The following is a 12,570-nucleotide window of genomic DNA, read 5'->3' as shown; positions in this document are numbered from 1 at the left end:
ACTACCGGGGTCGTCGCGCGACACACCCGGGCTCCGGGTGGGACGTGTCACTCCCTCGTGGCGGGACCTCACCCCGCCGGGCGCGTGACCAGTACGTTCGCGCCATGCGACTGCCGCGGATCGACGGCGAGATCGAGCGCCGGCTCCTGGTGAACTACCGCGTCGACCCCGACGTGCTGCGCCCCCTCCTGCCCTCACGGTTCCGCCCGCAGACGGTGGACGGTGCCGCGGTGGCCGGGATCTGCCTCATCCGGCTCGGCCACCTGCGACCGCACGGTCTGCCCCGCCCCCTCGGCGTCGCCTCCACCGAGAACGCCGCCCACCGGATCGCCGTCGAGTGGGACGGGCCCGACGGCGTGGAGACCGGTGTCTACATCCCCCGGCGGGACAGCAGCTCGTGGTTGACGGTCCTGCTGGGCGGCCGCGCGTTCCCGGGGGTGCACTCGCATGCGCGGTTCGAGGTCACCGAGACCGACGAGGACCTCCGCGTCGCGTTCCGCGCGGACGACGGCGAGGCAGCCGTCGGCGTGCACGTCCGGCTGACGCCCGAGCTGGACCACAGCGCGCTGTTCACCGACGTGGCGGCGGCGTCGGCGTTCTTCGAGGCGGGGGCCGTGGGCTGGTCCCCCGACCGCGCCGGCGGGGTGGAAGGCGTCCGGCTGGCCACCTCCGCCTGGCGCGTCGACCCCGCGCAGGTGGTCTCGTGCCGCTCGTCCTTCTTCGACGACGGGCTGCGCTTCCCGGCCGGCTCCGCGGAGCTGGACTCCGCGCTGGTGATGCGCCGCGTGCCGGTCACCTGGGGAGCGCTGCCCTCCGTGGCCGCCTGACGCGGTGCCCAGCGCCGTCGTCCTCATGTGGCACGAGTGAGCCGGCCCGGCATCGTCCCTGGAGCGGCCGCTATCGAACGGGAAGTGACCGGCTCAGGGACAACGCTCGGTCAGCGCGGGCGCGCCGCTGCGCGCCCGGCCACCGGGGCGGCGACGGACCCGGAACTTCTCGGGCTGCGCCCTCGTTGCAGCTCGGTCGCCCCACCTGAAGCCGGAGGTCCGCCCGTGCCCGCACTCCTGCCGTCCACCGTCGTCCCCGCTGCGTCGCTCCCGTCACCCGCCGCCCAGGCCGACCGGCTCGTGGGGTTGGGCGTCCACGCGCTGGCGGGCATGACCGACCGCGAGCTGCGCGGGGCGGCAGACGGCCTGCCCGCCGGCTCGCTGCTCGTCCTCGCCCCCGAGCGGGCCCCGGCGTCCGCGCTGGCCCCGCTGCTCGCACTGGACGACCGACCCGGTTTCGTCGTGGAGGACATGACCGACGTCGACGCGTTCGGGCCGCTGCCCTCCGTCGTCGTCCCGGACGGCCCGGTCTACGCCGTCTGCGGCCTGGACCGCGGCGACGACATGGCGAACTGGAGCCCGGACGAGGCGCTGCCGACGATCCTCGGCGCCGGCCGGACGCCCCTGACGCTCACCGAGGGCATCCACTGGCTGCTCCAGCGCCCCGACGTCCTGGAGCGGAACCGGTGCTTCATGACGATCGGCTCCCGGCTGCGCAAGGCCGACGGCCGGCTGGACAGCCGCACGCCGGCCCTGTGGATCAGCAACGGCACCGGCCGGGACGGCCGCGAGCGCCGGGGCGCGCCCAAGGTGGGCTGGTGCTGGGCCGGCAACCGGCACACCTGGCTCGGCTTCGCGTCCGCCGAGGCCCGGGTGGCGGGCTGACCGGGGAACCCCGACGGCGTCCGGCTCGTTCCTCCCTGTGCACCGTCCTCACCGGCGGAGGAGGAGAGCGGATGGCCGGCGACCGACCCGATCCGGGCGAGTTCCTCGACATGGCCCAGCGCATGCTGCGCGAGCTGTTCGGCGAGGGGCGCCGCAGCGAGGAGCCGTGGTCGGATGCGACCCGCCGGTTCCGCGAGTCGTTCGCCGGCGACCGACCGGCGCGCAGCGAGGCGCGGTACCGGGAGCCCAGCCCCGAGGAGCAGCGGGAGAACCTGACGTTCGCCCTGGCCACGCGGGCCGTCGAGGCGCTCGAGGACGTCGCGCTCAACGTCGCCGCGATCCGGCAGCGGCTCGAGCGCACGGCGCCGCCGGACCGCCCTGCCGCCGAGGACGACGGGCAGGGCGGCGCGAAGGACGGCTGACCGTCAGCCCAGGTTGCGCAGCTCCGCGGCGATGGTGGTGTCGTCGCCGTGCCCGGTCTTCACCACCGTGTCGCCGTGCAGCGCGAACAGCTCGGACCGGATCGAGTGCTCGATCGTCGGCCGGTCGCTGTAGGAACGGCCCGTGGCGCCCGGGCCGCCGTGGAACAGCGTGTCGCCGGTGAACACGGTCGTGAGGTCCGGTGCGTGCAGGCAGACGCTGCCGGGCGAGTGCCCGGGCGTGTGGAGGGTCAGCAGCTCGACGCCGGCGACCTGGAAGCGGGCGCCCGCGGCCAGGTCGCGGTCGGGCTCGCTGCCGGGGTGGACGACGTCCCACAGCATCCGGTCCATCGGGTGGAACCAGATCGGCGCGCCGGTCGCCTCGCGCAGGGCGACCGCGGCGGTGATGTGGTCGTTGTGGCCGTGGGTCAGCACGATCCCGGTGACCGAGCGGCCGCCGATCGCCTCGACGATCGGCGCCGCGTCGTGGGGCGCGTCGACGACCAGCACCTCGTCGTCGTCCCCGACCAGCCAGACGTTGTTCTCGACGTCGAAGTCCTGCCCGTCGAGGCTGAACACCCCGGGGACGACGACCCGCTCCACCCGCGCGGTCACGGGAAGACCACCACGCTGCGCAGCACCTCGCCGCGGTGCATCTTGGCGAAGGCCTCCTCGACGTCGTCGAGCCCGATCGTCTCGGAGACGAAGGCGTCGAGGTCGAAGCGGCCCTGCAGGTAGAGGTCGATGAGCATCGGGAAGTCGCGGCTGGGCAGGCAGTCGCCGTACCAGGAGGACTTGACGGCGCCGCCGCGGCCGAAGATCTCGATGGCGGGGAGGGTGATCTCCATGTCCGGCGTCGGGACGCCGACCATGACGACCCGGCCGGCGAGGTCGCGGGCGTAGAAGGCCTGCTCGAAGACCTTCGGGTGGCCGACCGCGTCGATCGCGACGTCGACCCCGAACCCGCCGGTGAGCGCCTTGACCGCCTCGACGGCGTCGGTCTCCTTCGAGTTGACGGTGTGGGTGGCACCCATCCGCGTCGCCCACTCCAGCTTCGTGTCGGAGATGTCGACGGCGATGATCGTCGTCGCCCCGGCGAGCTTCGCGCCGGCGATCGCGGCGTCACCGACACCGCCGCAGCCGAAGACGGCGACGCTCTCGCCACGGCGGACGCCGCCGGTGTTGATGGCCGCACCCACGCCGGCCATGACGCCGCAGCCGAGCAGCCCGGCGGCGGCCGGCGGAGCGGCTGGGTCCACCTTCGTGCACTGGCCCGAGTGCACCAGGGTCTTCTCGGCGAACGCCCCGATGCCGAGCGCGGGGGACAGCTCCGTGCCGTCGGCCAGCGTCATCTTCTGCGCGGCGTTGTGCGTGTCGAAGCAGTACTGCGGCTCGCCCTTGAGGCAGGCCCGGCACTGCCCGCACACCGCCCGCCAGTTGAGGATCACGTAGTCGCCGACGGCCACGTCGGTGACGCCCTCGCCCACCGCCGAGACGACACCGGCGGCCTCGTGCCCCAGCAGGAAGGGGAACTCGTCGTTGATGCCGCCCTCGCGGTAGTGCAGGTCGGTGTGGCAGACGCCGCACGCCTGCACGTCGACCACCGCCTCACCCGGACCGGGGTCCGGGACGACGATGGTCTCGATCGAGACGGGAGCACCCTTGCTTCGGGCGACGACGCCCTTCACCTCGTAGGCCATGCCCCGAGCGTAGGGGGCGGCCCGGGGACCGTGCCCGCCCGATCCGTTAGCCGAGGAAACGGTTACGGCGAGGTCTCGATCCGAGTGTGAACGCGCGAGTAGGTCGTGCACGACGTACCGTGCCAGCGGCCGCGATCCTCGTCACACAGCGCGCGCCCAGGTTGCGCCCAGCCGGGCGCGGCTCCCCCGATCCCGGAGGTCCGATCCGTGGCAGTCCCCGGATTCCTGGCTCGCGAACGCATCATCGCGAAGCCGGGCTTCAACCGCTGGCTCATCCCGCCGGCCGCCCTGGCGGTGCACCTCTGCATCGGCCAGGCCTACGCGACGAGCGTCTACAAGAGCGCGCTCGTCGCCCACTTCGACACCAGCCTCACGGCGATCGGCATCATCTTCTCGATCGCCATCGTGATGCTGGGTCTCTCCGCGGCCGTCTTCGGCACCTGGGTCGACCGGAACGGTCCCCGGTCGGCGATGGCCACCGCGGCCGTCTTCTGGTCGACCGGCTTCCTCGTCGGGTCGCTCGGCATCGCCACCAGCCAGCTGTGGCTGGTCTACCTCGGCTACGGCGTCATCGGCGGCATCGGACTGGGCATCGGCTACATCTCGCCGGTCTCCACGCTGATCAAGTGGTTCCCCGACCGCCCCGGCCTGGCCACGGGCATGGCGATCATGGGCTTCGGCGGCGGCGCGCTCATCGCCTCCCCGCTGTCGCGCCAGCTCATGAACTGGTACGACCCCGGCTACGACGGCACGGCGGGGACGACCCCCAGCGGCGGCGCGGTCGCCGGCCTCTTCCTCACCCTGGGCCTGGTCTACCTGGTCTTCATGCTCTTCGGTGCGCTCATCGTCCGCGTGCCGGCCGACGGCTGGAAGCCGGCCGGCTGGGACCCGTCGACGGTCAAGCAGAAGGCACTGATCACCACGGAGAACGTGTCGGCGGGCAACGCGATCAGGACGCCGCAGTTCTGGCTGCTGTGGGTCGTGCTGTTCTGCAACGTGACGGCCGGCATCGGCATCCTCGAGCAGGCCGCCCCCATGATCCAGGACTTCTTCCGCGACGGGACGACCTCCGCGGTCGCAGCCGCCTCGGCCGCCGGCTTCGTCGGCCTGCTGTCCCTGTTCAACATGGGTGGCCGGTTCGTGTGGTCCTCGACGTCGGACTTCATCGGCCGCAAGCCGATCTACATGATCTACCTCGGCGTCGGCATCGTCCTGTACATCGTCCTGGCGACGCTCGGCAGCACGGCGACGTGGATCTTCGTCATCACCGCCGCGATCATCATCAGCTTCTACGGCGGTGGCTTCGCGACGGTTCCGGCCTACCTGCGCGACCTGTTCGGCACCTACCAGGTGGGCGCCATCCACGGCCGGCTGCTGACCGCGTGGTCGGCTGCCGGCGTGGCCGGTCCGCTGATCATCAACGGCGTCCTCGACGCCCGCGGGACGCCCGGTGAGCTCGTCGCCGGCGACTACCGGCCCGCGCTGTTCATCATGGTCGGGCTGCTCGCGGTGGGCTTCGTCGCCAACCTGCTCATCCGGCCCGTCGCCAGCAAGTGGCACGAGCCGAAGGCCGCCCCGTCCGCCACCACCCAGGAAGCGAGCGCTGTCCGATGAGCACCCCTGCCTCGAACGAGCAGACCAGCACGACGCCCGTGGGCCTCATCGCCTTCGCGTGGGCCCTCGTCGGCATCCCGCTGGTGTACGGGCTGTACAACACCGTGAAGGCCGCGAGCGCCCTCTTCGGCGGCTGAACCGTTCCACCTCGCTGAGCCCCGTCCGCTGATCCAGCGGGCGGGGCTCAGTGCTGTCGGAGGGGGCGCAGCGGCAGCAGCGCGCTCAGGTCGGCGCGGTTGCCGCTGGCGGTGACCTTCCCGGCGGCCACGGCGTCGGCCCACGTGACGCGGCCGCTCACCAGCCGCAGCCACGTGGCGGCGTCGGTCTCGACGACGTTCGGCGGCGTCCCCCGCGTGTGCCGGGGCCCTTCGATGCACTGGACGGCGACGTGCGGCGGCACCCGCACCTCCACCGACCGGCCGGGCACCTGCTGCGCCATCCAGCGCGCGCTGGTCTTCACCGCGGCGCCGACCACGCTCCGGGGCGGCTGCTCGGCGTCGTCGTCGAGCCAGGCCCGCACCGGCCCGAGGACGGCGCGCAGCTCCTCGGCCGGGATGGGCGCGGTGCCGGCCATCAGCTGGTCGGGACGGTGCCCGCCGGGACGGTGAGCGGGGTGCTGTGCTCGGGCCCGCCGAACAACGCCGGCAGGGTCGCGGTCCAGGCGGCGCGGAGCTCCGCGAGCGGCAGGTCCAGCACGTCGGCGACGCTCAGGGCCTCCCCACCGGTCGTGCCGAGTTCCGTCACGGGGACGCCGGCCCACTGCGCCGTCGTCTTCACCCCACCCGGGTCGTTCGTCGTGACGACGACGCGACCGGTCGACTCGCTGAACAGGGCGGTGAACGCGTCGCCGGCCAGGTGCAGGCTCGCGCCGACGCCGTAGCGGAGCGCGGACTCGGTGAGCGCCTGCGCCAGCCCGCCGTCGGAGAGGTCGTGGGCCGAGCTGATCAGCCGCTGCTCCCCCAGTGCGGCCAGGAGGTCGGCCAGCTTCCGCTCGGCGGCCAGGTCCAGCGCCGGCGGGCGGCCACCGAGGTGGCCGTGCACGACACTCGCCCACGCGGAGCCCCCGAACTCGGGCCGGGTCTCGCCGAGGAGCAGGACCGTCTCCCCCGCGCTGCGCCAGCCGCCGGGCACCCGCAGGCGGACGTCCTCGTGCACACCCAGCACGCCGATGACCGGCGTCGGGTTGATCGGGACGTCGCCGGTCTGGTTGTAGAGGCTCACGTTGCCGCCGGTCACCGGCAGGCCGAGCGCGCGGCAGCCGTCGGCCAGGCCGCGGACGGCCTCGGCGAACTGCCACATGACCTCGGGCTCCTCGGGGGAGCCGAAGTTCAGGCAGTTGGTGACGGCCAGCGGCTTGGCCCCGCTGACGGCGACGTTGCGGTAGGCCTCGGCGAGGTTCAGCTGCGCGCCGGCGTACGGGTCGAGCCGGGCGTAGCGGGCGTTGCCGTCGAGCGCGAGCGCGATCCCGCGGTGCGACTCCTCGTCGATGCGCACGACGCCGGCGTCCTCCGGCTGGGCCAGGACGGTGTTGCCTCGCACGTAGCGGTCGTACTGCTCGGTGACCCACGTCTTGTCGGCGCCGTCGGGGCTGCTGACGACGGCCAGCCAGTGCGCCTGGAGCTCGGCACCGGTCGTGGGCCGCGGGAGCTTCGCGGCGTCGTCGGCCTGGAGGGCGTCGAGGTCGGCCGGGCGGGCCATCGGCCGCTCGTAGACCGGGCCCTCGTGGGCGACGGTCCGCGGCGGGACGTCGACGATCCGCTCGCCGTGCCAGTCGACGGTGAGCCGGTCGCCGTCGGTCACCTCACCGATGACGGTGGCGAGGACGTCCCACTTGCGGCAGACGGCGAGGAACTGCTCGACCTTCGCGGGCTCCACGATCGCGCACATGCGCTCCTGCGACTCGCTCATCAGGATCTCGGCCGGAGTCAGCGTCGAGTCGCGCAGCGGGACGGTGTCGAGGTCGACGTGCATGCCCCCGGTGCCGGCGCTGGCCAGCTCGGAGGTCGCGCAGGAGAGCCCGGCGCCGCCGAGGTCCTGGATCCCGGTGACGAGGTCCTGGGCGAAGATCTCGAGGCACGCCTCGATCAGCAGCTTCTCGGTGAACGGGTCGCCGACCTGGACGCTCGGCCGCTTGGCCGGGCCCCCTGTGCCGTCGTCCTGAGTGTCGAAGGTCTCCGACGCCAGCACGGAGACGCCGCCGATGCCGTCGCCGCCGGTGCGGGCCCCGAAGAGGATGACCTTGTTGCCGACGCCCTCGGCCTTGGCCAGCCGCACGTCCTCGTGCTTCATGACGCCGACGCACAGGGCGTTGACCAGCGGGTTGCCGGCGTAGCAGTCGTCGAAGAGCAGCTCGCCGCCGATGTTGGGCAGGCCCAGGCAGTTGCCGTAGCCGCCGACGCCGGCGACGACGCCCGGCAGCACGCGCGCGGTGTCGGGGGCGTCCGCCCGGCCGAAGCGCAGCGAGTCCATGACGGCGACCGGGCGGGCGCCCATGGTGAGGATGTCGCGGACGATGCCGCCGACGCCGGTCGCCGCGCCCTGGTAGGGCTCGACGTAGCTGGGGTGGTTGTGCGACTCGACCTTGAAGGTGACCGCGTAGCCGTCGCCGACGTCGACGACGCCGGCGTTCTCGCCGATGCCGACGAGGAGGGCGTCGCTGGGCGGCAGGTCGCCGAACTGGCGGAGGTGGACCTTGGAGCTCTTGTAGGAGCAGTGCTCGCTCCACATGACGCTGTACATCGCGAGCTCGGCGGTGGTCGGGCGGCGGCCGAGGATGTCCTTGATGCGGGCGTACTCGTCGGCCTTGAGGCCGAGCTCGGCCCAGGGCTGCTCGTCGTCGGGGCTCTTCGCCGCGAGCTCGACGGTGTCGATCTGGCTCATGCGTTGACGACTGCCTTCAGGACGCTGGTGAAGAACCCGAGGCCGTCGGTGCTGGGCCCGGTGAGGTCCTCGATCGCGTGCTCGGGGTGCGGCATGAGGCCGACGACGCGGCCGTTCTCGCTGGCGACCCCGGCGATGTCCCTGCTCGACCCGTTGGGGTTGCCGTCGGCGTAGCGGAACACCACCCGGCCGTCGCCCTCGAGGCGGTCGAGGTCGGCGTCGGAGCCCACGTAGCGACCCTCGCCGTTCTTGACCGGGATGACGATGCGCTGGCCGGTCGCGTAGTCCGACGTCCAGGCCGTGTCGGCCCGCTCGACGACGAGCACCTGGTCGCGGTTGCGGAAGTGCAGGTGGCTGTTGCGGGTGAGTGCGCCCGGGAGCAGGCCTGCCTCGCAGAGCACCTGGAAGCCGTTGCAGATGCCGAGCACCGGCAGGCCGTTGCCCGCGGCCGCGACGACGTCCTGCATCAGCGGCGAGCGCGCGGCGATGGAGCCGGCGCGCAGGTAGTCGCCGTAGGAGAAGCCACCCGGGAGGACGACGGCGTCGACGTCCTTGAGGTCGTGGTCGCCGTGCCAGAGGGCGACCGGCTCACCGCCGGCGAGGCGCACCGCGCGGGCGGCGTCGACGTCGTCCAGGGAGCCCGGGAAGGTGATGACACCGATGCGCAAGGAAGTGCGTCCGTTCAGTCGGTGGAGAGGTGCAGTTCCACGTCCTCGATGACGGGATTGGCGAGCAGGGTCTCGGCGATCTGCTTCAGCTCGGCCTCGTCGGGCGTCCCGTCGACCTCGAGCACGAAGTGCTTGCCCTGGCGGACGCTCCGGATGCTGTCGTGGCCGAGCCGGCCGAGCGCGCCGAGCACCGCCTGACCCTGGGGGTCGGAGATCTCCGGCTTCAGGACGACGTCGACGACCACCCGGGACACGCCGACGAGCGTACCGGCCCCGCGAAGGACCCCCGGGTGACCCTGCTCTCCTCCCGCCGCCCGACCGAGTGCGACGAAGTCGTGGCCATCGAGGCTCGATCGCCACGAGTTCGTCGCACTCGTCGTCAACTGCCGCTCAGCACGCGGGTGAGCAGCTGGAGCACGGCCGCTCGGCGACCGAGGACGTCGGCCGAGCTGAACCGCAGCACCTGCCACCCGGCCAGCACGATCCCGTTCTGCCTTCGCAGGTCGTTGACGAAGACCCGGCGCTCGCGGTGCACGTCCCCGTCGAACTCGACCAGCACCCGCCGTTCCGGCCAGGCCATGTCGACGCACGCCAGGAAGCGGCCCAGCTCGTCACGGATCTCGTGCTGGAGGACGGGGCACGGCAGACCCGCGTCGAGGATCGCCCAGCGGAGGACCGACTCCATCGGCGAGCCCGCCAGGCCGTCGCCCCACGCCATGACGGCGCGTGCCCGGGCGGCGCCCCGCCGTCCCCGGCAGCGCCGGACGACGTGCGGGAACTCGTCGGCCGGAAAGCCTCGCGCGAGCAGCTGGTCGGTCACCGCCAGGAGCGCCGGCGGCGGCACCACCCCGGCGAGGTCGATCCAGGTGCGGCTCGGCGAGGTCACCAGCAGGTCCTCGATGCGCCGCGTCTCGGGTACCGGCACGACCGACGCGTGCACCACCCGGTCCGCCCGGGACCGGACGCGGGCCTCCGGCGCCACGGTGAGGTGCACCCGCCGGTCCTCGCCGACCAGCGGGATCTCGAGGCCCCAGAGCTCCGCCGCGGTCCGGTGGCTGATCACGGAGCCGGGCGGAGCGCCCAGGAGGACGGCGTCGACCCGCTGCCGGAGCACCGACTGCGCATCCCGCGGCAGGTAGGTGTCCCGCGACGTCCGGGTGATGCCGGTGTGGCGGAGCTGCCAGTCACTCACCCCGGCCGAGCGGGCCCGCCGGCGGTCCGTGGGCGCGTGGACGCGCGGTGGGACGGGTGGGGTCGGCACGCGCCGCAGCGTGCCCGGATGCCGGGCAGCCCCGCTGACTCCGTCCACAGGCCGGCCGAGTGCAACGGACTCGTGGTGATCAGCGGCTGATGGCCACGAGTTCGTTGCACTCGCGCCGGGGGGTCAGGCGAACGTCGTGCCGGTCAGCCGCTCGTAGGCGGTGACGTAGCGCTCGCGGGTCGCGGCGACGACGTCGTCCGGCAGCTCCGGCGGCGGAGAGACGCGGTCCCAGCCGGACGACGTCAGCCAGTCGCGCACGTACTGCTTGTCGTACGACGGCTGCACCGACCCCGGGGACCAGGTGGCGGCCGGCCAGAAGCGCGACGAGTCGGGCGTGAGCACCTCGTCGCCGAGCACCAGCCCGCCGTCCGGCGCGACGCCGAACTCGAACTTGGTGTCGGCCAGCACGATCCCGGCCGCCTCGGCCAGCTCCGCCCCGCGCCGGTACAGCGCCAGGGTCAGCTCGCGCAGCTCGGAGGCACGCGGAGCACCCACCGCCGAGACGACGGCGGAGAAGTCGATCGCTTCGTCGTGCTCGCCGATCTCCGCCTTGGTCGACGGCGTGAACACCGGCTCCGGCAGCCGCGAGCCCTCGACCAGGCCCGCCGGCAGCGCGACGTCCCGGATCGACCCGGTCCGCGAGTACTCGACGGTTCCCGAGCCCGACAGGTAGCCGCGGGCCACGCACTCCACCGGCAGCATGTCCAGCCGCCGCACGAGCATCGCCCGGCCGGCGACGTCGGCCGGCACGTCGGTGGCCGACACCAGATGGTGCGACGCCCCGAACCCGGCCAGCACCGGCGCCAGCTGCTCGAACCACCAGACCGACAGCTGCGTCAGCACCCGCCCCTTGTCCGGGATCGGCGTGGGCAGCACGTGGTCGTAGGCCGAGATGCGGTCCGAGGCGACCAGCAGCAGCCGGTCGTCGCCGGCGTCGTAGATCTCCCGCACCTTGCCGCGGGCGACGAGCGGGAGGTCCATCAGGTCAGCGCCGCGAGCCGGTCGAACAGCGGGCCGAGGTTCGCCACGTACCGCTCGGGCCGGCAGATCTCGTCCAGCCGCGCCTCGTCCAGCGTCACCGACGAGGCCGCCGCGCGAGCACGGAGGGTCTCGCGGAACGGCGTCCCGCTCTTCCAGGTCTCCATCGCCGCCGACTGCACCAGGGCGTAGGCGTCCTCGCGGGACAGCCCGCCCTCGACCAGCTCCAGCAGCACCGACGAGGTGTAGATGAGCCCGCCGGTCGACTCCAGGTTGGCCCGCATCCGCTCGGCGTCGACGACCAGGTTCTCCACCAGCCCTGCGGTCAGGTCCAGCAGGTAGTCGGTGGTGATCGCGGCGTCGGGGAGGAAGACCCGCTCCGTGGACGAGTGCGAGATGTCGCGCTCGTGCCACAACGGGATGCCCTCCATCACCGGCACGATCGCCGCCCGCACCACGCGGGCGAGGCCGGCGATGCGCTCGGAGCGGATCGGGTTCTTCTTGTGCGGCATGGCGCTGGAGCCCTTCTGCCCCGCGCCGAACGCCTCCGAGAGCTCGCGCACCTCGGTCCGCTGCCCGTGCCGCACCTCGAGGGCGACTGCCTCGCAGACCGTCGCGATGATCGCCAGTGCCGAGACCCACTCGCTGATCGAGTCGCGGATGACCACCTGGGTCGAGGCGTCGGCGGCCCGCAGACCCAGGGCCTCGGCGACGTGCACCTCGACCGACGGGTCGATCAGGGAGTAGGTGCCGACGGCACCGGAGATCGCCACCACGCCGACCCGCTCCCGCGCCGCGCGCAGCCGGTCCCGCGAGCGGGCGGCGGCGAAGGCGAGGTCGGCGACCCGGTGGCCCCAGACGTCGGGCTCGGCGTGCACGCCGTGCGTGCGACCCACCTTGATGGTGTCCCGGTGCGCCAGGCCGTGGTCGCGCAGCGCGGCCACCAGCCGGTCGGCCTTGGCCAGCAGGACGTCGGTGGCGTCGGTCAGCTGCACGGCGAGCGCGGTGTCCAGCAGGTCGGACGACGTCATGCCGTGGTGCACGTACGCGGCGGCCGACCGGGGCTCGGTGTTGTCCGCCCACGCGGTGAGGAAGGCGATGACGTCGTGCTGCGTCGTCTCCTCGATCTCCGCGACCCGTTCGGGGGTCGGCGGCGGCGCGTCGCGCACCGGCCCGACGACGTCGGCGGGCACGCGCCCGGCGGCCGCGTGCGCCTCCAGCACCAGCGTCTCGACCCGGCACCACAGCTCGTACTTGTGCTGGTCGCTCCAGACCCGGCCCATCTCGGGGAGCGTGTAGCGCTCGATCATGCGGGTACCGCCTGCCACTGCTCAGCTC

The 12,570-nt window shown here is 73.2% G+C and carries 14 protein-coding genes; 5 read left to right on the top strand and 9 right to left on the bottom strand.

Annotation, left to right across the window (positions count from 1 at the left end; genetic code table 11):
* Positions 1-104: 104 nt before the first annotated feature.
* The 3 genes from DCS98_RS07920 to DCS98_RS07910 all read left to right on the top strand — a co-directional run bounded on the left by DCS98_RS07920 (position 105) and on the right by DCS98_RS07910 (position 2,134).
* Positions 105-827, top strand: coding sequence for a DUF2071 domain-containing protein (locus DCS98_RS07920; protein WP_116450844.1), 723 nt, complete (start codon positions 105-107; stop codon positions 825-827).
* A 225-nt stretch (positions 828-1,052) separates the two neighbouring features.
* Complete coding sequence (locus DCS98_RS07915; RefSeq protein WP_116450843.1) at positions 1,053-1,712, top strand: DUF5701 family protein; 660 nt, start codon at positions 1,053-1,055, stop codon at positions 1,710-1,712.
* Positions 1,713-1,783: 71 nt separating this feature from the next.
* Positions 1,784-2,134 (top strand): hypothetical protein, encoded by a 351-nt coding sequence (locus tag DCS98_RS07910; RefSeq protein ID WP_116450842.1) that lies wholly within the window; start codon positions 1,784-1,786, stop codon positions 2,132-2,134.
* Between the two features lie 3 nt (positions 2,135-2,137).
* On the opposite strand, the gene DCS98_RS07905 is transcribed toward DCS98_RS07910, so the two are convergent.
* Together DCS98_RS07905 and DCS98_RS07900 are read right to left on the bottom strand one after the other, a co-directional pair.
* Entirely contained in the window at positions 2,138-2,746 is a 609-nt protein-coding gene (locus tag DCS98_RS07905; RefSeq protein ID WP_116450841.1) for an MBL fold metallo-hydrolase, read from the bottom strand.
* Positions 2,743-3,831: an S-(hydroxymethyl)mycothiol dehydrogenase gene (locus DCS98_RS07900; RefSeq protein WP_116450840.1), complete on the bottom strand. Its 1,089-nt coding sequence runs from the start codon at positions 3,829-3,831 to the stop codon at positions 2,743-2,745. Before DCS98_RS07900 ends, DCS98_RS07905 begins: the two co-directional genes overlap by 4 nt.
* 207 nt (positions 3,832-4,038) lie before the next feature.
* Here DCS98_RS07900 and DCS98_RS07895 point away from each other — a divergent pair, with 207 nt between their 5' ends.
* Entirely contained in the window at positions 4,039-5,445 is a 1,407-nt protein-coding gene (locus tag DCS98_RS07895) for an OFA family MFS transporter (protein ID WP_116450839.1), read from the top strand.
* Entirely contained in the window at positions 5,442-5,582 is a 141-nt protein-coding gene (locus tag DCS98_RS22925) for an MFS transporter small subunit (RefSeq protein ID WP_164704456.1), read from the top strand. Before DCS98_RS07895 ends, DCS98_RS22925 begins: the two co-directional genes overlap by 4 nt.
* A 47-nt stretch (positions 5,583-5,629) precedes the next feature.
* On the opposite strand, the gene DCS98_RS07890 is transcribed toward DCS98_RS22925, so the two are convergent.
* The 7 genes from DCS98_RS07890 to purB form a co-directional block, all read right to left on the bottom strand.
* Positions 5,630-6,019, bottom strand: a complete 390-nt coding sequence (locus DCS98_RS07890; protein WP_116450838.1) for a sterol carrier family protein — start codon at positions 6,017-6,019, stop codon at positions 5,630-5,632.
* Entirely contained in the window at positions 6,019-8,325 is a 2,307-nt protein-coding gene (gene purL, locus DCS98_RS07885; RefSeq protein WP_116450837.1) for a phosphoribosylformylglycinamidine synthase subunit PurL, read from the bottom strand. Before purL ends, DCS98_RS07890 begins: the two co-directional genes overlap by 1 nt.
* A complete protein-coding gene (gene purQ / locus DCS98_RS07880; protein ID WP_116450836.1) occupies positions 8,322-8,993 on the bottom strand; it encodes a phosphoribosylformylglycinamidine synthase subunit PurQ in 672 nt (223 codons plus the stop codon). Before purQ ends, purL begins: the two co-directional genes overlap by 4 nt.
* 14 nt (positions 8,994-9,007) lie before the next feature.
* On the bottom strand, positions 9,008-9,247 hold the full coding sequence (gene purS, locus DCS98_RS07875; protein ID WP_116450835.1) for a phosphoribosylformylglycinamidine synthase subunit PurS: 240 nt from the start codon (positions 9,245-9,247) through the stop codon (positions 9,008-9,010).
* Between the two features lie 125 nt (positions 9,248-9,372).
* The gene (locus DCS98_RS07870; protein WP_116450834.1) at positions 9,373-10,185 is read right to left on the bottom strand and encodes an endonuclease domain-containing protein; all 813 of its coding nucleotides are present in this window, start codon (positions 10,183-10,185) and stop codon (positions 9,373-9,375) included.
* A 192-nt stretch (positions 10,186-10,377) separates the two neighbouring features.
* On the bottom strand, positions 10,378-11,235 hold the full coding sequence (locus tag DCS98_RS07865) for a phosphoribosylaminoimidazolesuccinocarboxamide synthase (RefSeq protein WP_116450833.1): 858 nt from the start codon (positions 11,233-11,235) through the stop codon (positions 10,378-10,380).
* Positions 11,235-12,542: an adenylosuccinate lyase gene (gene purB / locus DCS98_RS07860; protein WP_116450832.1), complete on the bottom strand. Its 1,308-nt coding sequence runs from the start codon at positions 12,540-12,542 to the stop codon at positions 11,235-11,237. The genes DCS98_RS07865 and purB overlap by 1 nt, the downstream gene beginning before the upstream one ends.
* Positions 12,543-12,570 lie beyond the last annotated feature (28 nt).

The organism is Blastococcus litoris (assembly GCF_003075095.1).
Taxonomy (GTDB): domain Bacteria; phylum Actinomycetota; class Actinomycetes; order Mycobacteriales; family Geodermatophilaceae; genus Blastococcus_B; species Blastococcus_B litoris.
The sequence above is the reverse complement of the archived record's forward strand: the minus strand, read 5'-3'. Positions and strand labels throughout refer to the sequence as shown.

What these genes read in the sequence shown, in the direction of transcription:
- DCS98_RS07920 (WP_116450844.1), top strand. Translation starts at nt 105, where the DNA reads ATGCGACTGCCGCGGATCGACGGCGAGATCGAGCGCCGGCTCCTGGTG.
- DCS98_RS07910 (WP_116450842.1), top strand. Translation starts at nt 1,784, where the DNA reads ATGGCCGGCGACCGACCCGATCCGGGCGAGTTCCTCGACATGGCCCAG.
- DCS98_RS07900 (WP_116450840.1), bottom strand. Translation starts at nt 3,831, where the DNA reads ATGGCCTACGAGGTGAAGGGCGTCGTCGCCCGAAGCAAGGGTGCTCCC.
- DCS98_RS22925 (WP_164704456.1), top strand. Translation starts at nt 5,442, where the DNA reads ATGAGCACCCCTGCCTCGAACGAGCAGACCAGCACGACGCCCGTGGGC.
- DCS98_RS07890 (WP_116450838.1), bottom strand. Translation starts at nt 6,019, where the DNA reads ATGGCCGGCACCGCGCCCATCCCGGCCGAGGAGCTGCGCGCCGTCCTC.
- purL (WP_116450837.1), bottom strand. Translation starts at nt 8,325, where the DNA reads ATGAGCCAGATCGACACCGTCGAGCTCGCGGCGAAGAGCCCCGACGAC.
- DCS98_RS07865 (WP_116450833.1), bottom strand. Translation starts at nt 11,235, where the DNA reads ATGGACCTCCCGCTCGTCGCCCGCGGCAAGGTGCGGGAGATCTACGAC.
- purB (WP_116450832.1), bottom strand. Translation starts at nt 12,542, where the DNA reads ATGATCGAGCGCTACACGCTCCCCGAGATGGGCCGGGTCTGGAGCGAC.